Annotated in this window: 17 protein-coding genes; 14 read left to right on the top strand and 3 right to left on the bottom strand. The window is 65.8% G+C overall.

The annotated features are described in order from the left end of the window. Positions 1-8 precede the first annotated feature (8 nt). From murD to lpxC, 9 genes are all read left to right on the top strand, one after another. Positions 9-1,355 (top strand): UDP-N-acetylmuramoyl-L-alanine--D-glutamate ligase, encoded by a 1,347-nt coding sequence (gene murD, locus HMPREF3014_RS23010; RefSeq protein WP_003103104.1) that lies wholly within the window; start codon positions 9-11, stop codon positions 1,353-1,355. After that, positions 1,355-2,554, top strand: coding sequence for a putative lipid II flippase FtsW (ftsW, locus tag HMPREF3014_RS23005; protein ID WP_003094125.1), 1,200 nt, complete (start codon positions 1,355-1,357; stop codon positions 2,552-2,554). Before murD ends, ftsW begins: the two co-directional genes overlap by 1 nt. Beyond that, the gene (gene murG / locus HMPREF3014_RS23000; protein ID WP_023087799.1) at positions 2,544-3,617 is read left to right on the top strand and encodes an undecaprenyldiphospho-muramoylpentapeptide beta-N-acetylglucosaminyltransferase; all 1,074 of its coding nucleotides are present in this window, start codon (positions 2,544-2,546) and stop codon (positions 3,615-3,617) included. Before ftsW ends, murG begins: the two co-directional genes overlap by 11 nt. Next, on the top strand, positions 3,610-5,052 hold the full coding sequence (gene murC, locus HMPREF3014_RS22995; protein WP_003094121.1) for a UDP-N-acetylmuramate--L-alanine ligase: 1,443 nt from the start codon (positions 3,610-3,612) through the stop codon (positions 5,050-5,052). Before murG ends, murC begins: the two co-directional genes overlap by 8 nt. Further along, positions 5,049-6,008: a D-alanine--D-alanine ligase gene (locus HMPREF3014_RS22990; RefSeq protein WP_004348014.1), complete on the top strand. Its 960-nt coding sequence runs from the start codon at positions 5,049-5,051 to the stop codon at positions 6,006-6,008. The genes murC and HMPREF3014_RS22990 overlap by 4 nt, the downstream gene beginning before the upstream one ends. Positions 6,009-6,011: 3 nt before the next feature. Continuing rightward, positions 6,012-6,875, top strand: a complete 864-nt coding sequence (locus HMPREF3014_RS22985) for a cell division protein FtsQ/DivIB (RefSeq protein ID WP_003094118.1) — start codon at positions 6,012-6,014, stop codon at positions 6,873-6,875. Positions 6,876-6,896: 21 nt separating this feature from the next. After that, the gene (gene ftsA / locus HMPREF3014_RS22980) at positions 6,897-8,150 is read left to right on the top strand and encodes a cell division protein FtsA (RefSeq protein WP_003094115.1); all 1,254 of its coding nucleotides are present in this window, start codon (positions 6,897-6,899) and stop codon (positions 8,148-8,150) included. A 50-nt stretch (positions 8,151-8,200) separates the two neighbouring features. Continuing rightward, on the top strand, positions 8,201-9,385 hold the full coding sequence (gene ftsZ, locus HMPREF3014_RS22975; protein WP_003094113.1) for a cell division protein FtsZ: 1,185 nt from the start codon (positions 8,201-8,203) through the stop codon (positions 9,383-9,385). A 112-nt stretch (positions 9,386-9,497) separates the two neighbouring features. Beyond that, complete coding sequence (gene lpxC / locus HMPREF3014_RS22970) at positions 9,498-10,409, top strand: UDP-3-O-acyl-N-acetylglucosamine deacetylase (protein ID WP_003094111.1); 912 nt, start codon at positions 9,498-9,500, stop codon at positions 10,407-10,409. Between the two features lie 60 nt (positions 10,410-10,469). Here the strand turns inward: lpxC and HMPREF3014_RS22965 are convergent, their stop codons facing one another. Then, entirely contained in the window at positions 10,470-10,931 is a 462-nt protein-coding gene (locus HMPREF3014_RS22965; protein ID WP_003148130.1) for a DciA family protein, read from the bottom strand. Between the two features lie 80 nt (positions 10,932-11,011). Here HMPREF3014_RS22965 and HMPREF3014_RS22960 point away from each other — a divergent pair, with 80 nt between their 5' ends. From HMPREF3014_RS22960 to HMPREF3014_RS22940, 5 genes are all read left to right on the top strand, one after another. Then, complete coding sequence (locus tag HMPREF3014_RS22960; protein WP_003094103.1) at positions 11,012-11,935, top strand: M23 family metallopeptidase; 924 nt, start codon at positions 11,012-11,014, stop codon at positions 11,933-11,935. Between the two features lie 133 nt (positions 11,936-12,068). Continuing rightward, positions 12,069-14,819: a preprotein translocase subunit SecA gene (gene secA, locus HMPREF3014_RS22955; RefSeq protein ID WP_003112752.1), complete on the top strand. Its 2,751-nt coding sequence runs from the start codon at positions 12,069-12,071 to the stop codon at positions 14,817-14,819. Between the two features lie 146 nt (positions 14,820-14,965). After that, a complete protein-coding gene (gene argJ, locus HMPREF3014_RS22950; protein WP_003110156.1) occupies positions 14,966-16,183 on the top strand; it encodes a bifunctional glutamate N-acetyltransferase/amino-acid acetyltransferase ArgJ in 1,218 nt (405 codons plus the stop codon). Between the two features lie 120 nt (positions 16,184-16,303). Continuing rightward, complete coding sequence (locus HMPREF3014_RS22945) at positions 16,304-16,939, top strand: glutathione S-transferase family protein (protein ID WP_023087798.1); 636 nt, start codon at positions 16,304-16,306, stop codon at positions 16,937-16,939. A gap of 53 nt (positions 16,940-16,992) precedes the next feature. Continuing rightward, a complete protein-coding gene (locus HMPREF3014_RS22940) occupies positions 16,993-17,940 on the top strand; it encodes a Nudix family hydrolase (protein ID WP_003112754.1) in 948 nt (315 codons plus the stop codon). A 70-nt stretch (positions 17,941-18,010) separates the two neighbouring features. Here HMPREF3014_RS22940 and HMPREF3014_RS22935 read toward each other — a convergent pair whose 3' ends face one another. Next, positions 18,011-18,589, bottom strand: a complete 579-nt coding sequence (locus tag HMPREF3014_RS22935; RefSeq protein ID WP_003106516.1) for a cob(I)yrinic acid a,c-diamide adenosyltransferase — start codon at positions 18,587-18,589, stop codon at positions 18,011-18,013. A 4-nt stretch (positions 18,590-18,593) separates the two neighbouring features. After that, the gene (locus HMPREF3014_RS22930; protein ID WP_003106517.1) at positions 18,594-20,690 is read right to left on the bottom strand and encodes a sensor histidine kinase; all 2,097 of its coding nucleotides are present in this window, start codon (positions 20,688-20,690) and stop codon (positions 18,594-18,596) included. Positions 20,691-20,709: the final 19 nt, after the last annotated feature.

Below are 20,709 nucleotides of genomic sequence, written 5' to 3'. Positions count from 1 at the left end.
AAGAGAGCATGAGCCTGATCGCCTCCGACCACTTCCGCATCGTTGTCGGCCTCGGCAAGAGCGGCATGTCCCTGGTGCGCTACCTGGCGCGCCGCGGCTTGCCTTTCGCCGTGGTCGATACCCGAGAGAACCCGCCGGAGCTGGCCACCCTGCGTGCCCAGTATCCGCAGGTGGAAGTGCGTTGCGGCGAACTCGACGCCGAGTTCCTCTGCTCCGCCCGCGAACTCTACGTCAGCCCCGGCTTGTCGCTGCGCACCCCCGCGCTGGTACAGGCCGCCGCGAAAGGCGTGCGCATCTCCGGTGACATCGATCTCTTCGCCCGCGAGGCGAAGGCCCCGATCGTCGCCATCACCGGTTCCAACGCGAAGAGCACCGTGACCACCCTGGTGGGCGAAATGGCGGTGGCCGCGGACAAGCGTGTCGCCGTCGGCGGCAACCTCGGCACCCCGGCGCTCGACCTGCTGGCCGACGACATCGAGCTGTACGTGTTGGAGCTGTCGAGCTTCCAGCTGGAAACCTGCGATCGCCTCAACGCCGAGGTGGCGACCGTGCTGAACGTCAGCGAAGACCATATGGATCGCTACGACGGCATGGCTGACTACCACCTGGCCAAGCACCGGATCTTCCGCGGTGCCCGCCAGGTCGTGGTGAATCGCGCCGATGCCCTGACCCGACCGCTGATCGCCGATACCGTGCCGTGCTGGTCGTTCGGCCTGAACAAGCCGGACTTCAAGGCTTTCGGCCTGATCGAGGAAGACGGCCAGAAGTGGCTGGCGTTCCAGTTCGACAAGCTGCTGCCGGTTGGCGAACTGAAGATCCGTGGCGCCCACAACTATTCCAACGCGCTCGCCGCGCTGGCGCTGGGCCATGCGGTCGGCCTGCCGTTCGACGCCATGCTCGGCGCGCTGAAGGCGTTTTCCGGCCTGGCTCATCGCTGCCAGTGGGTACGCGAGCGGCAGGGCGTGAGCTACTACGACGATTCCAAGGCCACCAACGTCGGCGCCGCCCTGGCGGCGATCGAGGGGCTGGGTGCCGACATCGACGGCAAGCTGGTGCTGCTCGCCGGCGGAGACGGCAAGGGCGCCGATTTCCATGACCTGCGCGAGCCGGTCGCGCGCTTCTGCCGGGCGGTGGTACTGCTTGGCCGTGACGCCGGGCTGATTGCCCAGGCACTGGGCAACGCGGTACCGCTGGTGCGCGTCGCAACGCTGGACGAAGCAGTCCGGCAGGCCGCCGAGCTGGCCCGCGAAGGCGATGCGGTGCTGTTGTCGCCGGCCTGCGCGAGCCTGGACATGTTCAAGAACTTCGAAGAACGCGGACGCCTGTTCGCCAAAGCCGTAGAGGAGCTAGCGTGATGCTGTCGGTGTTGCGCCCCTTCCCGTCGCCGCTGTTGAGCCGGCACGGCATCGACCTGGACTTCCCGCTGCTGGCGGGTTGCCTGGCGCTGCTCGGCCTCGGCCTGGTGATGGTGACTTCCGCCTCTTCCGAGGTGGCGGCGGCGCAGTCGGGCAACCCGCTGTACTTCTCCGTCCGTCACCTGATCTACCTGGTGATCGGCCTGATTTCCTGCGGCCTGACCATGATGGTCCCGATGGCCACCTGGCAGCGTTGGGGCTGGAAGCTGTTGCTGGTCGCCTTCGGCCTGCTGGTGCTGGTGATCACCCCCGGCATCGGCCGCGAGGTGAACGGCTCGATGCGCTGGATCGGCTTCGGCCTGTTCAACATCCAGCCTTCGGAGATCGCCAAGGTCTGCGTGGTGATCTTCATGGCCGGCTACCTGATCCGCCGCCAGCAGGAGGTCCGGGAAAGCTGGATGGGCTTCTTCAAGCCCTTCGTGGTGTTGCTGCCGATGGCCGGCCTGCTGCTGCGCGAGCCGGACTTCGGCGCCACCGTGGTAATGATGGGCGCTGCCGCGGCCATGCTGTTCCTCGGCGGGGTGGGGCTGTTCCGCTTCGGCCTGATGGTGCTGCTGGCGGTCGGCGCGGTGGTCCTGCTGATCCAGACCCAGCCCTACCGGATGGCACGCCTGACCAACTTCACCGACCCCTGGGCCGACCAGTTCGGCGCCGGCTATCAGTTGAGCCAGGCGCTGATCGCCTTCGGCCGCGGCGGCTGGTTGGGCATGGGACTGGGCAACAGCATCCAGAAGCAGTTCTACCTGCCGGAGGCGCACACCGACTTCGTCTTCGCCGTGCTTGCAGAGGAGCTGGGCATCGTCGGCGCCCTGGCGACCGTCGCCCTGTTCGTGTTCGTCAGCCTGCGCGCGCTGTACATCGGCATCTGGGCCGAGCAGGCCAAGCAGTTCTTCTCCGCCTACGTGGCCTACGGCCTGGCCTTCCTCTGGATCGGCCAGTTCCTGATCAACATCGGGGTGAACGTCGGCCTGCTGCCGACCAAGGGCCTGACCCTGCCGTTCCTCAGCTACGGCGGCAGTTCGCTGGTGATCTGCTGTGCCTGTCTGGGGATGTTGCTGCGCATCGAATGGGAACGGCGAACCCACCTGGGTAGCGAGGAATATGAGTTCAACGAAGAGGACTTTGCCGATGAAAGGTAATGTCCTGATCATGGCGGGTGGCACCGGCGGACACGTGTTCCCGGCGCTCGCCTGTGCGCGGGAGTTCCAGGCGCGCGGCTATGCCGTGCACTGGCTGGGGACGCCGCGCGGCATCGAGAATGACCTGGTACCCAAGGCCGGCCTGCCGTTGCACCTGATTCAGGTCAGCGGGCTGCGCGGCAAGGGCCTGAAGTCGCTGGTCAAGGCGCCGCTGGAACTGCTCAAGTCGCTGTTCCAGGCGCTGCGGGTGATCCGCCAGCTGAGGCCGGTCTGCGTGCTCGGCCTGGGTGGCTATGTCACCGGCCCGGGCGGCCTGGCTGCGCGCCTCAACGGCGTGCCGCTGGTGATCCACGAGCAGAACGCCGTGGCCGGCACCGCCAACCGCAGCCTGGCGCCGATCGCCAGGCGCGTCTGCGAGGCATTCCCGGATACCTTCCCGGCCAGTGACAAGCGTCTGACCACCGGCAATCCGGTGCGCGGCGAGCTGTTCCTCGACGCGCACGCCCGCGCGCCGCTGACCGGCCGTCGGGTCAATCTGCTGGTGCTCGGCGGCAGCCTTGGCGCGGAACCGCTGAACAAGCTGTTGCCAGAGGCCCTGGCGCAGGTGCCGCTGGAAATCCGTCCGGCAATCCGCCATCAGGCCGGTCGTCAGCATGCCGAGATTACCGCCGAGCGTTATCGCACAGTGGCGGTCGAAGCGGACGTCGCGCCCTTCATCAGCGACATGGCCGCGGCCTATGCCTGGGCCGACCTGGTGATCTGTCGCGCCGGCGCGCTGACCGTCAGCGAGCTGACGGCGGCGGGATTGCCCGCCTTCCTGGTGCCGTTGCCTCACGCGATCGACGATCACCAGACCCGCAATGCCGAATTCCTGGTACGCAGCGGCGCCGGCCGCCTGCTGCTGCAAAAGTCTACCGGCGCGGCCGAACTGGCCGCGCAGCTGTCCGAGGTCCTGATGCATCCCGAAACCCTGCGCTCCATGGCAGACCAGGCACGCAGCCTGGCGAAACCCGAGGCTACCCGGACGGTGGTCGATGCCTGCCTGGAGGTGGCCCGTGGTTAAAGAACCGAATGGCGTCACCCGGACCATGCGCCGTATCCGCCGCATCCATTTCGTCGGCATCGGCGGCGCCGGTATGTGCGGGATCGCCGAAGTGCTGCTGAACCTCGGCTACGAGGTATCCGGCTCGGACCTCAAGGCCTCGGCGGTGACTGAGCGCCTGGAGAAGTTCGGCGCGCAGATCTTCATCGGCCACCAGGCGGAAAACGCCGACGGCGCCGACGTGCTGGTGGTGTCCAGTGCCATCAACCGGGCCAACCCGGAAGTGGCATCGGCCCTGGAACGGCGGATTCCGGTGGTGCCGCGTGCGGAGATGCTCGCCGAGCTGATGCGCTACCGGCACGGCATCGCGGTAGCCGGCACCCACGGCAAGACCACCACTACCAGCCTGATCGCCTCGGTGTTCGCCGCCGGCGGCCTGGACCCGACCTTCGTCATCGGCGGCCGGCTGAACGCCGCCGGGACCAACGCCCAGCTCGGCGCCAGCCGCTACCTGGTGGCCGAGGCCGACGAGAGCGACGCCAGCTTCCTGCACCTGCAACCGATGGTCGCGGTGGTCACCAATATCGACGCCGACCACATGGCGACCTACGGCGGCGACTTCAACAAGCTGAAGAAGACCTTCGTCGAGTTCCTCCACAACCTGCCGTTCTACGGACTGGCGGTGATGTGCGTGGATGATCCGGTTGTGCGTGAGATCCTCCCGCAGATCGCCCGCCCGACCGTGACCTACGGCCTCAGCGAAGACGCCGACGTGCGCGCGATCAACATCCGCCAGGAAGGCATGCGCACCTGGTTCACCGTGTTGCGCCCGGAGCGCGAGCCGCTGGACGTCTCGGTGAACATGCCCGGCCTGCACAACGTGCTGAATTCCCTGGCGACCATCGTCATCGCTACCGACGAGGGCATCTCCGACGAAGCCATCGTCCAGGGGCTGTCCGGCTTCCAGGGCGTAGGCCGGCGCTTCCAGGTCTACGGCGAGCTGCAGGTCGAGGGTGGCAGCGTGATGCTGGTGGACGATTACGGCCACCATCCGCGCGAAGTCGCCGCGGTGATCAAGGCGATCCGTGGCGGTTGGCCGGAGCGTCGCCTGGTGATGGTCTACCAGCCGCATCGCTATACCCGTACCCGCGACCTGTACGAAGACTTCGTGCAGGTGCTGGGCGAAGCCAACGTGCTGCTGTTGATGGAGGTCTATCCGGCCGGCGAAGAGCCGATCCCGGGAGCCGACAGCCGCCAGCTGTGCCACAGCATCCGCCAGCGCGGCCAGCTTGACCCGATCTACTTCGAGCGCGACGCCGACCTGGCGCCGCTGGTCAAGCCGCTGCTGCGCGCTGGCGACATCCTGCTTTGCCAGGGCGCTGGCGATGTCGGCGGCCTGGCCCCGCAACTGATCAAGAACCCGCTGTTCGCCGGCAAGGGAGGGAAGGGCGCATGAACCTTTGCCTCGATAGCCTGCTGAACGGCACCCAGGATCCCAAGGCGTTCGGCCGTGTCGCCGTGCTGTTCGGCGGCAAGAGCGCCGAGCGCGAGGTGTCGCTGAAGTCCGGCGCGATGGTCCTGCAATCCCTGCTGGCCGCCGGGGTCGATGCCTTCGGCATCGATGTCGGCGAAGACCTGCTGCAACGCCTGGTCGAGGAGAAGATCGACCGTGCCTTCATCATTCTCCACGGTCGTGGCGGCGAGGATGGCAGCATGCAGGGCCTGCTCGAGTGCGCGGGCATTCCCTACACCGGCAGCGGCGTGCTGGCCTCGGCGCTGGCGATGGACAAGCTGCGGACCAAGCGGGTCTGGCTCAGCCTCGGCCTGCCGACCCCGGACTACGCGGTGCTGGCCAGCGAGGATGACTGCCGCGAAGCGGCGCAGCGACTGGGTTTCCCGCTGATCGTCAAGCCGGCTCACGAAGGCTCGAGCATCGGCATGGCCAAGGTCGGCGGGCTCGACGAATTGATCGCGGCGTGGCGCGAAGCGGCCCGCTACGACTCGCAGGTGCTGGTCGAGCAGTGGATCAGCGGCCCGGAATTCACCGTGGCGACCTTGCGCGGGCAGGTGCTGCCGGCGATCCGCCTGGGCACGCCGCACACCTTCTACGACTATGACGCCAAGTACCTGGCCAGCGATACCCGCTACCAGGTGCCCTGCGGTCTCGACGAGGCCAAGGAACGCGAGCTGAAGGAACTCACCGCGCGCGCCTGCGACGCCCTGGGCATCCAGGGTTGGGGGCGGGCGGACGTGATGCAAGACGCCAAAGGGCGTTTCTGGCTGCTTGAAGTCAACACCGCACCGGGCATGACCGACCACAGCCTGGTGCCTATGGCCGCGCGGGCCGCCGGCCTGGATTTCCAGCAACTGGTGCTGGCGATCCTGGCCGATAGCCGCGAGGCGAGGGGATAAGCCATGAATGGCGTACTGCTCCGTCATCAGCAACCCGGTGGACTCGGCCGCGCTCCGCGCAAGCCGATGCCGCGCGGCGCCAGCCGTCTGGTGGCCAAGGAACCGCTGAGCGTGCGCCTGCCGAAAGCCGACTTCAGTTTCCTCAAGTACCTGGCCTGGCCGCTGTTGCTGGCCGTTCTCGGCTATGGCGCCTATCGCGGCGCCGAGTACATCCTGCCGTACGCCGACCGGCCGATCGCCAAGGTCAGTGTCGAGGGCGACCTCAGCTACATCAGCCAGCGCGCGGTGCAGCAGCGGATCTCCCCGTACCTGGCGGCGAGCTTCTTCACCATCGACCTGGCGGGCATGCGCGGGCAACTGGAACAGATGCCCTGGATCGCCCACGCCGAGGTGCGCCGGGTGTGGCCGGACCAGGTGGTGATCCGCCTGGACGAGCAACTGCCGATCGCGCGGTGGGGCGACGAAGCGCTGCTGAACAACCAGGGACAGGCTTTTACGCCAAAGGAACTGGCGAATTATGAACATCTGCCCCGCTTGCATGGTCCACAGCGGGCGCAACAGCAGGTGATGCAGCAATACCAGTTGCTCAGCCAGTTGCTGCGTCCCCTCGGGTTCTCCATCGCCCGCCTGGAAATGAGCGATCGCGGCGGTTGGGCGCTGACCACGGCCCAGGGCGTCGAGATCCAGATCGGGCGCGACCACGTGGTAGACAAGATTCGCCGCTTCGTAAGCATCTACGACAAGGCACTCAAAGATCAGATTTCGAACATTGCGCGGATCGACCTGCGTTACCCCAACGGCCTCGCCGTTGCGTGGCGCGAGCCGGTCACGCCCGCGACGGTGGCCACGGCCAGCGCCGTGCAGTGAGTTGAGGAGACAGTAATAACCATGGCAAGCGTGCAGAGCGGCAAGATGATCGTCGGCCTCGACATCGGTACCTCCAAGGTGGTGGCGCTGGTGGGCGAGGTGACGGCCGATGGCCAGCTGGAGGTCGTTGGCATCGGTACTCATCCGTCCCGCGGCCTGAAGAAGGGCGTGGTGGTGAACATCGAGTCCACCGTGCAGTCGATCCAGCGCGCCATCGATGAGGCCCAGCAGATGGCCGGTTGCCGTATCCACTCGGCGTTCGTCGGCATCGCCGGCAACCACATCCGCAGCCTCAATTCCCACGGCATCGTGGCGATCCGCGATCGCGAGGTGAACCCGGCGGATATCGAACGGGTACTGGATGCCGCCCAGGCGGTGGCGATCCCGGCGGACCAGCGGGTGCTGCATACCCTGGCCCAGGATTACGTGATCGATAACCAGGAAGGCGTGCGCGAGCCGCTGGGCATGTCCGGGGTGCGCCTGGAAGCCAAGGTGCACGTGGTGACCTGCGCGGTGAATGCTTCGCAGAACATCGAGAAGTGCGTGCGCCGCTGCGGCCTCGAGGTCGACGACATCATCCTCGAGCAGTTGGCCTCGGCCTATTCGGTGCTGACCGAGGACGAGAAGGAACTGGGCGTGTGCCTGGTGGATATCGGCGGCGGCACCACCGATATCGCGATCTTCACCGAAGGCGCGATCCGCCATACCGCGGTGATCCCGATCGCCGGCGACCAGGTCACCAATGACATCGCCATGGCCCTGCGTACGCCGACCCAGTACGCGGAAGAGATCAAGATCCGCTACGCCTGCGCCCTGGCCAAGCTGGCCGGTGCCGGCGAGACCATCAAGGTGCCCAGCGTCGGCGACCGGCCGCCGCGCGAACTGTCGCGCCAGGCCCTGGCCGAAGTGGTCGAGCCTCGTTACGACGAGCTGTTCACCCTGGTCCAGGCCGAGCTGCGCCGCAGCGGCTACGAGGACCTGATCCCGGCAGGGATCGTCCTCACCGGCGGCACCTCGAAGATGGAGGGCGCGGTCGAGCTGGCCGAGGAAATCTTCCACATGCCGGTACGCCTCGGCGTGCCGTATAGCGTGAAGGGCCTCACCGACGTGGTGCGCAACCCGATCTATTCGACGGGCGTCGGCCTGCTGATGTACGGACTGCAGAAGCAGTCCGATGGCATGTCGATGTCTGTGTCAGGTAGCAGCTACAGCAGCGACGAACCCAAGGCACCTGTCCTGGAGCGGCTCAAACGCTGGGTCCAGGGCAATTTCTGATTCAACGCGGTAACAGTAGGCGACAAAACTAGAAAGGAAGGAGAGGGGAAATGTTTGAACTGGTCGATAACATCGCACAAACCGCCGTCATAAAAGTGATCGGTGTAGGTGGTGGTGGCGGCAACGCCGTCAATCACATGGCCAAGAACAACGTCGAGGGCGTCGAGTTCATCTGCGCCAACACCGACGCACAAGCGCTGAAGAACATCGCGGCGCGCACCGTTCTGCAACTCGGCCCGGGCGTCACCAAGGGGCTGGGTGCCGGCGCCAATCCGGAAGTCGGTCGTCAGGCGGCTCTGGAAGATCGCGAGCGCATTTCCGAAGTGCTGGAAGGCGCCGACATGGTCTTCATCACCACCGGCATGGGTGGCGGCACCGGTACCGGCGCCGCGCCGATCATCGCCGAAGTGGCGAAGGAAATGGGCATCCTCACCGTCGCGGTGGTGACCCGTCCATTCCCGTTCGAAGGTCGCAAGCGCATGCAGATCGCCGACGAGGGCATCCGCGCGCTGGCCGAGAGCGTCGATTCGCTGATCACCATCCCGAACGAGAAGCTGCTGACCATCCTCGGCAAGGACGCCAGCCTGCTGGCCGCCTTCGCCAAGGCCGATGACGTGCTGGCCGGTGCCGTGCGCGGTATCTCCGACATCATCAAGCGTCCGGGCATGATCAACGTCGACTTCGCCGACGTGAAGACCGTCATGAGCGAAATGGGCATGGCGATGATGGGTACCGGCTGCGCCAGCGGTCCGAACCGTGCCCGCGAGGCCACCGAGGCGGCAATCCGCAACCCGCTGCTGGAAGACGTCAACCTGCAGGGCGCGCGCGGCATCCTGGTGAACATCACCGCGGGTCCGGACCTGTCCCTGGGCGAGTACTCCGATGTCGGCAACATCATCGAACAGTTCGCTTCCGAGCACGCCACTGTGAAGGTGGGCACCGTGATCGACGCGGACATGCGCGATGAGCTGCACGTCACCGTAGTCGCCACTGGCCTGGGCGCGCGCCTGGAGAAACCGGTGAAGGTCGTCGACAACACCGTGCAGGGCAGTGCAGCCCAGGCAGCCGCTCCGGCCCAGCGCGAGCAGCAGTCGGTGAACTACCGCGACCTCGACCGTCCTACCGTGATGCGCAACCAGTCTCACGGCAGCGCGGCGACCGCGGCCAAGCTGAACCCGCAGGATGACCTGGATTACCTGGATATCCCGGCGTTCCTGCGTCGTCAGGCCGATTGAAGTAATTAATCAGGAGTAGAGATGTGATTGGTGTTCAGCAAAGGCCGGTTCTGCTATCATCGCCGGCCATTGTTGAAAACAGTTCGCAGTCAGCGCTTAAGCGGCCAAAGCCATGATCAAACAACGCACCTTGAAGAACATCATCCGGGCTACTGGCGTCGGTCTGCACTCGGGGGAAAAGGTTTACCTGACCCTGAAACCGGCGCCGGTGGACACCGGTATCGTGTTCTGCCGCACCGACCTGGATCCGGTCGTGGAAATCCCGGCCCGGGCCGAGAACGTCGGCGAAACCACCATGTCGACCACCCTGGTCAAGGGTGACGTCAAAGTGGATACGGTGGAGCACCTGCTCTCGGCCATGGCCGGCCTGGGTATCGACAACGCCTACGTCGAGCTGTCCGCTTCGGAAGTGCCGATCATGGATGGCAGCGCTGGTCCGTTCGTATTCCTGATCCAGTCCGCCGGATTGCAAGAGCAGGAAGCTGCCAAGAAGTTCATCCGCATCAAGCGCGAAGTCAGCGTGGAAGAGGGCGACAAGCGCGCCGTCTTCGTTCCGTTCGACGGCTTCAAGGTCAGCTTCGAGATCGATTTCGATCATCCGGTCTTCCGTGGTCGCACCCAGCAGGCCTCGGTCGATTTCTCCAGTACTTCCTTCGTCAAGGAGGTCAGCCGCGCCCGTACCTTCGGGTTCATGCGCGACATCGAGTACCTGCGTTCGCAGAACCTGGCACTCGGCGGTAGCGTGGAGAACGCGATCGTGGTCGACGAGAACCGCGTGCTCAACGAAGACGGCCTGCGTTACGAGGACGAGTTCGTCAAGCACAAGATCCTGGATGCCATCGGCGACCTGTATCTGCTCGGCAACAGTCTTATCGGCGAGTTCCGTGGCTTCAAGTCCGGCCATGCCCTGAACAACCAACTGCTGCGTACGTTGATCGCAGACAAGGATGCTTGGGAAGTGGTGACCTTCGAAGACGCGCGTACCGCGCCTATTTCCTATATGCGCCCGGCGGCGGCAGTGTAGGAAAACTCTCCTTTCCATATTTGGAGGCCACCTCAGGGTGGCCTCTTTTTATTTCGGGATTTATTCTTGCCGGCTTTTCTCGGCGCGGCTTGCCAACCGCTCGAGCGCTTCCCGCAGGCGTGGATTGCCGACGATCTCGGCGGATTCGCGAAGGTTTTCCGCCGCGACGGCAGACAGGGTCAAGCTGCGACGTGCCGCACGTTGTGTGGACGTGGTGGGTTGCACCTTGAAAAGGATTTTCGCTAAGTTCGCGAATTCTTCGAAAGCCTGCAGCTGCCGCTGCAGGCGCCGCTGCTGATAGCGCAGGCGTGTGGCCCAGTGGCCATCGGTGACGATCAGCAGCAGGCAACCGCCGCGCCACGAAGCCACATGGCAGTACGGGCGCGCCGCCGGTTGCAACTGGCTTTCCAGCAGTTGCTGCAGGCGGCAGATGCGCTGGGCTTCGGCGAACAGCATCTGCAGCGGCCTGGCCTGGCGCAGCAACTGGGTCGATGCCTGGGCGGGCAAGGGACGAAAAGACATGGCGGGAAGCCTGGGGGTTACTGAGTCGGAATGGTAGCAGAAAGCGTTTCGCTACTGCCGGCCCGTAAGAAGGATAAGTCATGCACATCATTTTTCTGAGCCGGCACCATGGGGCCGCTCGCTCCGTCCATCTGCAGCCGCGGTTGCTGATGCTGGCCGGGGCCTGCGTGGTCGGTGCCAGCCTGTTGGCCGGGGGCTTCATGGGCGCCTGGCTGTTCCGCGCGCCGGCTCCGGTGGCCGGCATCGAAGTCGATGCCGCGCTGCAGGCGCAGAGCGCCGAGATCAGCAGCGCCCGCGAGGACGCGCAGCGGCAGATGGACGCACTGAGCGTGCATCTCGGCGAACTGCAGGCGCGCCTGGTTCGGCTGGATGCCCTCGGCGAACGTCTCACCGAGCTGGCCGACGTCGACCCCGACGAGTTCGACTTCTCCCTGAGCGTCGGCCAGGGTGGCGTCGACGAACCGCTGGAGGGCAGCGCCTATGCCCCGCCGTCGTTCATGGCGACGCTGGACGAACTGGCGGCACGCCTGGATACCCGCGAGCAGCAGCTCGAGGTGCTGGAGCAACTGCTCGCCGACAAGCACATCAGCCAGTCGACCTACCTGGCCGGCCAGCCGGTGCGCCAGGGCTACATCTCCTCGCCGTTCGGGCGCCGGGTCAATCCGGTGAGCGGCCGCCTGAGCATGCACAAGGGCATCGACTTCGCCGCGCCGGCCGGCAGCGACGTGGTGGCCGTGGCGGCGGGGGTGGTGACCTGGTCCGGGCGCAAGAACGGCTATGGCAACGTGGTCGAGGTCGGGCACGCCGATGGCTACACCACGTTGTATGCCCATAACCAGAAGAACTTGGTCGAGGTCGGTGACCTGGTCAAGCGCGGCCAGGTGCTGGCCAAGGTCGGCAGCACCGGACGCTCCACCGGCTACCACGTACATTTCGAAGTGATGAAGGATGGCCGGGTAATGAATCCGCAAAGCTTCATCGCACGCGCGTCTGTTTCCGAGTGAGCGACGCGCATTGATCTGCTGTACTTTTCTCATACCCGTTTCCGGGTAGAATGTTCCCTTTCATGCCGTTGATCGGCACGGGCCGCCGGATGGGTGAGCCTTCCATTCCCCACGTGTGGATGACCAAGTCGATATGTTTGCGCCTTTGTTGAAGAAACTCTTTGGAAGCAAGAACGAGCGTGATGTAAAGCGCATGGCCAAGGCTGTACAGGCCATCAATGCGCTCGAGCCCCAGATGGTGGCGCTCTCCGACGAGCAGTTGAAGGCGAAAACGGCTGAATTCCAGCAGCGCTACGCCAAGGGCGAAACGCTCGACCAATTGCTGCCCGAAGCCTTCGCCGTGGTTCGCGAGGCTGGTAAGCGGGTGATGGGCATGCGCCACTTCGACGTCCAGCTGATCGGTGGCATGACCCTGCACGACGGCAAGATCGCCGAAATGCGTACCGGCGAGGGCAAGACCCTGGTGGGCACCCTGCCGGTCTACCTCAACGCGCTGTCCGGCAAGGGCGTGCACGTGGTCACGGTGAACGACTACCTGGCGCGCCGCGACGCCAACTGGATGCGCCCGCTGTACGAGTTCCTCGGCCTCAGCGTCGGCGTGGTCACTCCCTTCCAGCCGCCGGAAGACAAGCGCGCCGCCTACGCCGCCGACATCACCTACGGCACCAACAACGAATTCGGCTTCGATTACCTGCGCGACAACATGGCCTTCAGCCTGGACGACAAGTTCCAGCGCGAGCTGAACTTCGCCGTGGTCGACGAAGTGGACTCGATCCTCATCGACGAGGCGCGTACCCCGCTGATCATCTCCGGCCAGGCCGAAGACAGCTCCGAGCTGTACATCAAGATCAACAAGCTGATCCCGCGTCTCAAGCGCCAGGTCGAAGAGGTCGAGGGCAAGCCGACCGAGGAAGGCCACTACAGCATCGACGAGAAGACCCGCCAGGTCGAACTCAACGAGCAGGGCCACCAGTTCATCGAGGACCTGCTGAGCCAGAACGGCCTGCTCGGCGAAGGCGAGAGCCTCTACTCGGCGCACAACCTGAGCCTGCTGACCCACGTTTACGCAGCGCTGCGCGCGCACACCCTGTTCCACCGCAACGTCGAGTACATCGTCCAGGGCGACCAGATCCTCCTGATCGACGAGCACACCGGCCGCACCATGCCTGGCCGTCGCCTGTCCGAGGGCTTGCACCAGGCCATCGAGGCGAAGGAAGGCCTGCCGATCCAGGCCGAGAGCCAGACCCTGGCCTCCACCACCTTCCAGAACTATTTCCGCCTGTACAACAAGCTGGCCGGCATGACCGGCACCGCCGATACCGAGGCCTTCGAGTTCCGCCAGATCTACGGTCTCGACGTGGTGGTGATCCCGACCCACCGGCCGATCGCGCGCAAGGACTTCAACGACCTGGTCTACCTGACCCAGGAAGAGAAGTACGCGGCGATCATCACCGACATCAAGCAGTGCCAGGCCCTCGGCCGGCCGATCCTGGTCGGCACCGCGTCGATCGAGAGTTCCGAGTACGTTTCCAAGCTGTTGCAAGAGGCAGGCATCGAGCACAAGGTGCTCAACGCCAAGTACCACGAGAAGGAAGCCGAGATCATCGCCCAGGCTGGCGCGCCCGGTTCGGTGACCATCGCCACCAACATGGCCGGCCGCGGTACCGACATCCTCCTCGGCGGCAACTGGGAAGTCGAAGTCGCGGCCCTGGAGAACCCCACCGAGGAGCAGATCGCCCAGATCAAGGCCGAATGGCAGAAGCGCCACCAGCAGGTGATCGAGGCGGGCGGCCTGCACGTGATCGCCTCCGAGCGCCACGAATCCCGCCGGATCGACAACCAGTTGCGCGGCCGTGCCGGTCGTCAGGGCGACCCGGGTTCCAGCCGCTTCTACCTGTCGCTGGAAGACAACCTGATGCGGATCTTCGCCTCCGACCGGGTGAAGAACTTCATGAAGGCGCTGGGCATGCAGTCCGGCGAGGCGATCGAGCACCGCATGGTGACCAACGCCATCGAGAAGGCCCAGCGCAAGGTCGAAGGGCGCAACTTCGACATCCGCAAGCAACTGCTGGAATTCGATGACGTAGCCAACGAGCAGCGCAAGGTGATCTACCACATGCGCAATACCCTGCTGTCGGCAGAGGACGTGGGCGAGACCATCAAGGAATTCCGCGAGGAAACCCTCAGCGCCACCATCAACCAGCACATTCCGCCGCAGTCGCTGCCCGAGCAGTGGGACATCGAAGGCCTGGAGGCTGCGCTGTACAGCGACTTCGCCGTGCGCCTGCCGATCCAGCAGTGGCTGGACGAAGACGACAAGCTGTACGAGGAAACCCTGCGTAGCAAGATCCTCGAGCAGATCGTCGCCGCCTACTACGAGAAGGAAGAGCTGGCCGGCGCCGAAGCCCTGCGCGCCTTCGAGAAGCAGATGCTGCTGCGGGTGCTGGACGACCTGTGGAAGGACCACCTGTCGACCATGGACCACCTGCGGCACGGCATCCACCTGCGTGGCTACGCGCAGAAGAATCCTAAGCAGGAATACAAGCGCGAGTCCTTCACCCTGTTCCAGGAGCTGCTGGACTCGATCAAGCGCGACACCATCCGCGTGCTGTCCCACGTCCAGGTCCGTCGCGAAGACCCGGCCGAAGAGGAGGCCCGCCTGCGTCGCGAGGCGGAGGAACTGGCCAAGCGCATGCAGTTCCAGCACGCCGAGGCTCCCTCGATGGAGCAGGCCGTGGCCGGCGAGGAAGAAGAGCTTCCCGAGGGCCCGGCTCCGGTCGTGCCGCTCGAGCCTGTGCGCAACGAGCAGAAGATCGGCCGCAACGAGCCTTGCCCGTGCGGTTCCGGCAAGAAATACAAGCACTGCCACGGGCAGCTGGACTAAGCTTCCCGCCTGGTTCACCAACGCCGCGACCGGTCCTGCCGCTCGCGGCGTTTGTTCGAATTGGCGCCAGCCCGGCGCCGATGCGTTTTCCGTCACGCCGTCGCAGACGGCATCGAGTCCACTGTTTGGTAAAGGAGCGCGTTCCCATGGCTGTCGGTCTTGGCCCCCTGTCCACCCTGCACCCGGTCCCCGGTTTCGAACTCGGCATCGCTTCCGCCGGCATCAAGCGACCGGGGCGCAAAGACGTGGTGGTCATGCGCTGCGCCGAAGGCTCCAGCGTGGCCGGGGTGTTCACCCTGAACGCGTTCTGTGCCGCGCCGGTGACCCTGGCCAAACAGCGTTTCCTCGGTGAGGTGCGCTACCTGCTGACCAATACCGGCAACGCCAACGCCGGTACCGGCGAGGCCGGCCTCGCCGCCGCCGCGCAAACCTGCGCCAAGCTCGCCGAACTGGCCGGGGTCGCCGAGACTTCGGTGCTGCCATATTCCACCGGGGTGATCGGCGAGCCCCTGCCGGTGGCCAAGATCGAGGCGGCGTTGCCTGCGGCCCTGGCCGACCTGGCCGAGGACCGCTGGGCCGAAGCTGCCGCGGGGATCATGACCACCGATACCCTGCCCAAGGGCGCCAGCCGCCAGTTCGTGCACGATGGCGTGACCGTGACCGTCACCGGAATCAGCAAGGGCGCCGGGATGATCAAGCCGAACATGGCGACCATGCTCGGTTATATCGCCACCGACGCCAAGGTCGCCCAGGGCGTGCTGCAGGATCTGTTGCGCGACGCCGCCAACAAGTCCTTCAACCGCATCACCATCGACGGCGATACCTCCACCAACGACTGCTGCATGCTGATCGCCACCGGTCGCGCGGCGCTGCCGGAAGTCACCCAGGCCAGCGGCGCGCTGTTCGCCGCGTTGAAGCAAGCGGTACTGGAGGTTTCCATGGAGCTGGCCCAGGCCATCGTTCGCGACGGCGAGGGCGCGACCAAGTTCGTCACTGTCCAGGTCAACGGCGGCGCCACCCACCAGGAGTGCCTGGATGTCGGCTATGCCGTGGCCCACTCGCCGCTGATCAAGACCGCGCTGTTCGCCTCCGACCCGAACTGGGGACGCATCCTCGCCGCGGTCGGACGTGCTGGCGTGGCCAATCTGGACGTGAGCAAGATCGACGTGTTCCTTGGCGACGTCTGTATCGCCAGCCGTGGCGGCCGGGCGGCCAGTTACACCGAGGAGCAGGGCGCGGCGGTGATGGCCCAGGCCGAGATCGGCATCCGCATCGAACTGGGACGCGGCACCTGCAGCGAGACCATCTGGACCACCGACCTGTCCCACGAATACGTGAAGATCAACGCAGAGTACCGCACCTGAAGCCAGGCATTCCGATCCTTCATCGATGGATGAAAATCGGGAATTTGCCATCGGTCCGTGCGCCTCTTAAGTTCTCTGGTGCATGGCCGTCCGCGTCGGGCGGCCGAAGAGGAGAGGCGCATGGCCCTGACCATCGTGATTGGCAATCGCAATGACTCGTCCTGGTCGCTGCGGGGCTGGCTGGCCCTGCGCATGAGCGGGGCGGCGTTCGACGAGATCCTCGTCCCGCTGGGGCGGCCCGATACCCGGGAGCGGATCCTGCAATATTCGCCGACCGGCAAGGTGCCCTTGCTGAAAAGCGAGGATGGCGACATCTGGGATTCCCTGGCCATCGCCGAGTACCTCGCCGAGCGCTTCTCCGAGGCCCACCTGTGGCCGCGCGGCGAGGCGGCGCGGGCGCTGGCCCGTTCGGTCTGCGCGGAAATGCACAGCGGTTTCGCCGCGTTGCGCGGCGAGCTGCCGATGGACTTGCGGCGCCAGCAGCCATTGGTGGAATTGTCCGAGGCGACACGACAGGATATTCAACGTATCTGCGAAGCCTGGGCGGATTGCCGGCGGCGCTTCGGCCAGGACGGTCCGTTCCTGTTCGGCCACGCCAGCCTGGCGGATGCGTTCTACGCACCGGTGGCGGCGCGTTTCCGCAGTTATGCGGTGGAGTTGCCGGATATCGCCCGGACCTATGTCGAGACGATTTATCAGTGGCCTGCGTTCCGCACCTGGTACGACGCGGCATTGCGCGAGCAGGCCGGTAGTTGATGGCCGTCCGCCGCTTCCGGCGGTGCGTGACGGCAGTAGCGAGGAGATGATCCGTGAAACGAGTACATGTCGCCGCGGCCGTGATTCGTGGCTCCGATGGCCGGGTGCTGATCGCCCGGCGGCCGGAAGACAAGCATCAGGGCGGCCTGTGGGAGTTTCCCGGGGGCAAGGTGGAGGACGGCGAGCCGGTGCGCGCGGCGTTGGCCCGTGAGCTGGAAGAGGAACTGGGCATCCGTGTCGAGCGGGCCCGGCCGCTGATCCAGGTCCGTCACGACTATGCCGACAAGCACGTCCTGCTCGATGTCTGGGAGGTCGACGGGTTTTCCGGCGAAGCCCACGGCGCCGAGGGCCAACCGCTGGCCTGGGTGGAGCCGCGCGAGCTGGCCGACTACGAGTTCCCCGCCGCCAACGCGCCGATCGTCCAGGCCGCGCGCCTGCCGGCGCACTACCTGATCACCCCGGACGGATTGGAGCCGGGCGAGCTGATCAGCGGCGTACGCAAGGCGGTGGAGGCGGGCATCCGCCTGATCCAGTTGCGCGCGCCGAACATGTTCAGTCCCGAATACCGCGATCTCGCCATCGATATCCAGGGACTCTGCGCCGGCAAGGCGCAACTGATGCTGAAAGGCCCGCTGGAGTGGCTGGGCGACTTCCCGGCTGCCGGTTGGCACCTGACCTCCGCTCAACTGCGCAAATACGCCAGCGCCGGTCGGCCGTTCCCCGAAGGGCGCCTGCTGGCCGCCTCCTGCCACGACGCGGAGGAACTGGCCCTGGCTGCCTCGATGGGAGTGGAGTTCGTCACCCTTTCGCCGGTACAGCCGACCGAGAGCCATCCCGGCGAGCCGGCGCTGGGTTGGGACAAGGCCGCCGAACTGATCGCCGGCTTCAACCAGCCGGTCTACCTGCTGGGTGGCCTCGGTCCGCAGCAAGCCGAGCAGGCTTGGGAGCATGGAGCCCAAGGCGTGGCGGGTATCCGTGCGTTCTGGCCGGGCGGCCTTTGACGGTGGAATGAAGAAAAAAGGAGGCTTCGGCCTCCTTTTTTTCGTCTCGATGCCGAGCCCTCGCTCGCCGTCAGTCCGGTTTTGCCGCCGCCTCCCAGAGAATCTCCGCCACGCCCTGGCGCCGGGCGATGGCGCGGGCGGCGACGAACAGCAGGTCGGAGAGCCGGTTCAGGTAGCACAGGCCGACGCCCTCCAGCGTTTCCTCCTGGTCCAGCGCCTGGCAGCGCCGTTCGGCACTGCGCGCCAGGCTGCGGCAGACATGGGCCTGGGCGACCAGGCGGGAACCGCCGGGGAGGATGAAATTCTTCAGCGGGCCCAGCTCGTCGTTCCAGCGGTCGATGCAGCTTTCCAGGCGTGCCACTTCCGTCTCGTCCAGGGCCCGATACTCCGGCATCGCCAGCTCCCCGCCGAGGTCGAACAGGCGGTGTTGCACCGGCGCCAGCGCCTGGACGATCTCCTCCAGGCCGGGATGTGCGCCACGCGCTTCCAGCAGCTCGGCAAGGAGCAGGCCCAACTGGCTGTTCAATTCGTCCACCGCGCCGATCGCCTCGATGCGTGGATGGCTCTTGGGCACCCGGCGTCCGCCGGCCAGGCCGGTCTCGCCGCGGTCGCCGGTACGGGTGTAGATCTTCGACAATCGATTGCCCATGGATTCAACCTTCCTCTTCGTCGCCCCGCCGCAGGCTGCTACCGGGTTGCGGCAGAGCGGGCGGCAGGGCCTTGGCTTGTGCCGGGGCGACCGCTTCGGAGCTTTCCAGCGGCAGGCGGATGCTGAAGCAGGTGCCGCGGCCCAGTTCCGAGCGTACTTCCATCTGGCCCTTGTGATTGTTGGTGATGATGAAATACGAGACGGACAGGCCGAGACCGGTGCCCTGGCCGACTTCCTTGGTGGTGAAGAACGGCTCGAAGATACGCTTGCGCACCAGTTCGGGCATGCCGCTGCCGTTGTCTTCCACCTGGACTTCCGCCCAGGGCGGCGTCAGGCGCGTGCGCAGGACGATCCGGCCCTGTTCGCCTTCCTCTTCGTCGTCGCGCTGGTGGATGGCCTGGGCGGCGTTCTTCAGCAGGTTGAGCAGGACCTGCTCGACCTCGTTGGCGATCACCGGCACCGGGCCGAGGTTGGGGTCGAACTCGTGGACGATCTGCAACGACTTGAAGTCGAAGCCTTCGGCCAGGTCGAAGTCGTTACCGGCGATTTCCACCGCCTGTTCGAGCAGTGCGGGCAGTTCGCAAGCGGTCATCTGCCGGTGGCTGCGGCGGCTGAAGGCGAGCATGTGGGTGACGATCTTCGCTGCCCGCGAGCCGGCGTGCTGGATGCCTTCCAGCAGGCGCGGGATGTCGCGGCCGTCGAGGTAGTGATTGATGTCTTCCAGCGGCACTCCGACCTCGGCCGCCAGCTCGACGTTCTTCGCCAGCTCCGGGGACAGGCGCCGCTTGATGTTCTGCACGTTGTGCAGGATCGCGCCGAGCGGGTTGTTGATCTCGTGGGCCATGCCGGCGGCGAGGCTGCCGACCGAGAGCATCTTCTCCGATTGCACCATCACTTCTTCCAGGCTCAGCCGCTGGGTGATGTCGTCGATGCGGATCACCGCGCCGCGGCCGGTGCCGCCCATCAGCGGGTAGAAGGTCAGGGCGTAGTGGCGTGGCGTGTCGATCAGCGCCCAGGTGACCCGTTCGACACGCTCCACGCTGTGCTTCTCGGCAGCCCGGGTGAGCTGCGGAAGGAACGGCTTGAGCGAGGGAAAGGCGAGGAACACCGGCTGGTTGACCGCATCGTCCAGGCTGGTGCCGGAAAGCTGGCTGGCCTCCTGGTTCCACTGCGTGACGTAGAGTTGCTCGTCCACCGCGATCAGCGCCGAAGGCATGGAGTCGATGATGCTGTTGAGGTAGTGCTGGAAACCGGTGAGCTTCTTCTCGATCTTGCTGCGCACCTGCACTTCCAGTTCCAGCTTGCGGTTCGAGCGGCGGGTTTCCTCGGCCAGGCTCTGGGCCTGCTCGACCGCTTCCTGGGCATCGTCGCGGGCGCGCTTGAGCTGCTGCTCGCGGGCCTCGATGCGGGTCAGCATGGTGTTGAACGCGTCGGCCAGGCGGCCGATCTCGTCGCCGTTGCCGCGCTGGGCGCGGAGGGCGTAGTTCTCCTCGCGGGTGACCTGCCGCGACAGTTCCTCGAGATCGCGGATCGGCCGGGTTATCAGGCGGCGTATCTGCTGCGCCACCAGCAGCCAGAGCAGCACGCTGACGCCGAGGATCGCCAGGCTGGCGGTGAGGGTTCCGGTGTAGAACGCGCTCGGCAGTTCACCGCTGGCCACCAGCAGCAGGTAGCCGGGACGGGCGTTTTCCTGGGGCAGTTCGATCAGCGCGTTGAGGCGGTACTCGCCGCGCCTCCAGTGCTCCAGGCGGTCCAGGCGGGCCGGCAGCTTGAGGGTGTCGCCGCGTTGCAGGTCGGCCAGCATCAGCCCATTGCTGTCGTACAGGGCCGCGGCGCGCAACGGCTGGTAATCGTTGAGCTGGCGCAGCAGGACCTCGGCGGTCTGCGGCGAACTGAGTGCCGGCTGGCTGAGCGCCGGGTTGGCGATCAGCCGGCCGATGGTCTGCATCGCCTGGGGGGCGACGCTCTCCTGGGAAATCCAGTAGGCGGCGCTGATGAACGCCAGGTTGGCCACCAGCAGCACGGTAGCCAGCAGGATCAGCAGGGCGGCGAGCAGTTTCTGCCCTACGGGCAGGTTGTCGAGGCGCTGGCGCAGGTTCATGGGCTCTGGCGGTCCGCGG

The organism is Pseudomonas sp. HMSC065H01, from assembly GCF_001815235.1.
GTDB classification, from domain to species: Bacteria; Pseudomonadota; Gammaproteobacteria; order Pseudomonadales; family Pseudomonadaceae; genus Pseudomonas; species Pseudomonas aeruginosa.
Note: the sequence above shows the minus strand (reverse complement) of the source record. Positions and strands in the feature narration are given on the sequence as shown.

Excerpts from the sequence above, each read along its gene's own strand:
- murD (WP_003103104.1), top strand. The coding sequence starts at position 9 with ATGAGCCTGATCGCCTCCGACCACTTCCGCATCGTTGTCGGCCTCGGC.
- ftsW (WP_003094125.1), top strand. The coding sequence starts at position 1,355 with ATGCTGTCGGTGTTGCGCCCCTTCCCGTCGCCGCTGTTGAGCCGGCAC.
- murG (WP_023087799.1), top strand. The coding sequence starts at position 2,544 with ATGAAAGGTAATGTCCTGATCATGGCGGGTGGCACCGGCGGACACGTG.
- HMPREF3014_RS22990 (WP_004348014.1), top strand. The coding sequence starts at position 5,049 with ATGAACCTTTGCCTCGATAGCCTGCTGAACGGCACCCAGGATCCCAAG.
- HMPREF3014_RS22985 (WP_003094118.1), top strand. The coding sequence starts at position 6,012 with ATGAATGGCGTACTGCTCCGTCATCAGCAACCCGGTGGACTCGGCCGC.
- ftsA (WP_003094115.1), top strand. The coding sequence starts at position 6,897 with ATGGCAAGCGTGCAGAGCGGCAAGATGATCGTCGGCCTCGACATCGGT.
- ftsZ (WP_003094113.1), top strand. The coding sequence starts at position 8,201 with ATGTTTGAACTGGTCGATAACATCGCACAAACCGCCGTCATAAAAGTG.
- lpxC (WP_003094111.1), top strand. The coding sequence starts at position 9,498 with ATGATCAAACAACGCACCTTGAAGAACATCATCCGGGCTACTGGCGTC.
- HMPREF3014_RS22965 (WP_003148130.1), bottom strand. The coding sequence starts at position 10,931 with ATGTCTTTTCGTCCCTTGCCCGCCCAGGCATCGACCCAGTTGCTGCGC.
- HMPREF3014_RS22960 (WP_003094103.1), top strand. The coding sequence starts at position 11,012 with ATGCACATCATTTTTCTGAGCCGGCACCATGGGGCCGCTCGCTCCGTC.
- secA (WP_003112752.1), top strand. The coding sequence starts at position 12,069 with ATGTTTGCGCCTTTGTTGAAGAAACTCTTTGGAAGCAAGAACGAGCGT.
- argJ (WP_003110156.1), top strand. The coding sequence starts at position 14,966 with ATGGCTGTCGGTCTTGGCCCCCTGTCCACCCTGCACCCGGTCCCCGGT.
- HMPREF3014_RS22945 (WP_023087798.1), top strand. The coding sequence starts at position 16,304 with ATGGCCCTGACCATCGTGATTGGCAATCGCAATGACTCGTCCTGGTCG.
- HMPREF3014_RS22935 (WP_003106516.1), bottom strand. The coding sequence starts at position 18,589 with ATGGGCAATCGATTGTCGAAGATCTACACCCGTACCGGCGACCGCGGC.
- HMPREF3014_RS22930 (WP_003106517.1), bottom strand. The coding sequence starts at position 20,690 with ATGAACCTGCGCCAGCGCCTCGACAACCTGCCCGTAGGGCAGAAACTG.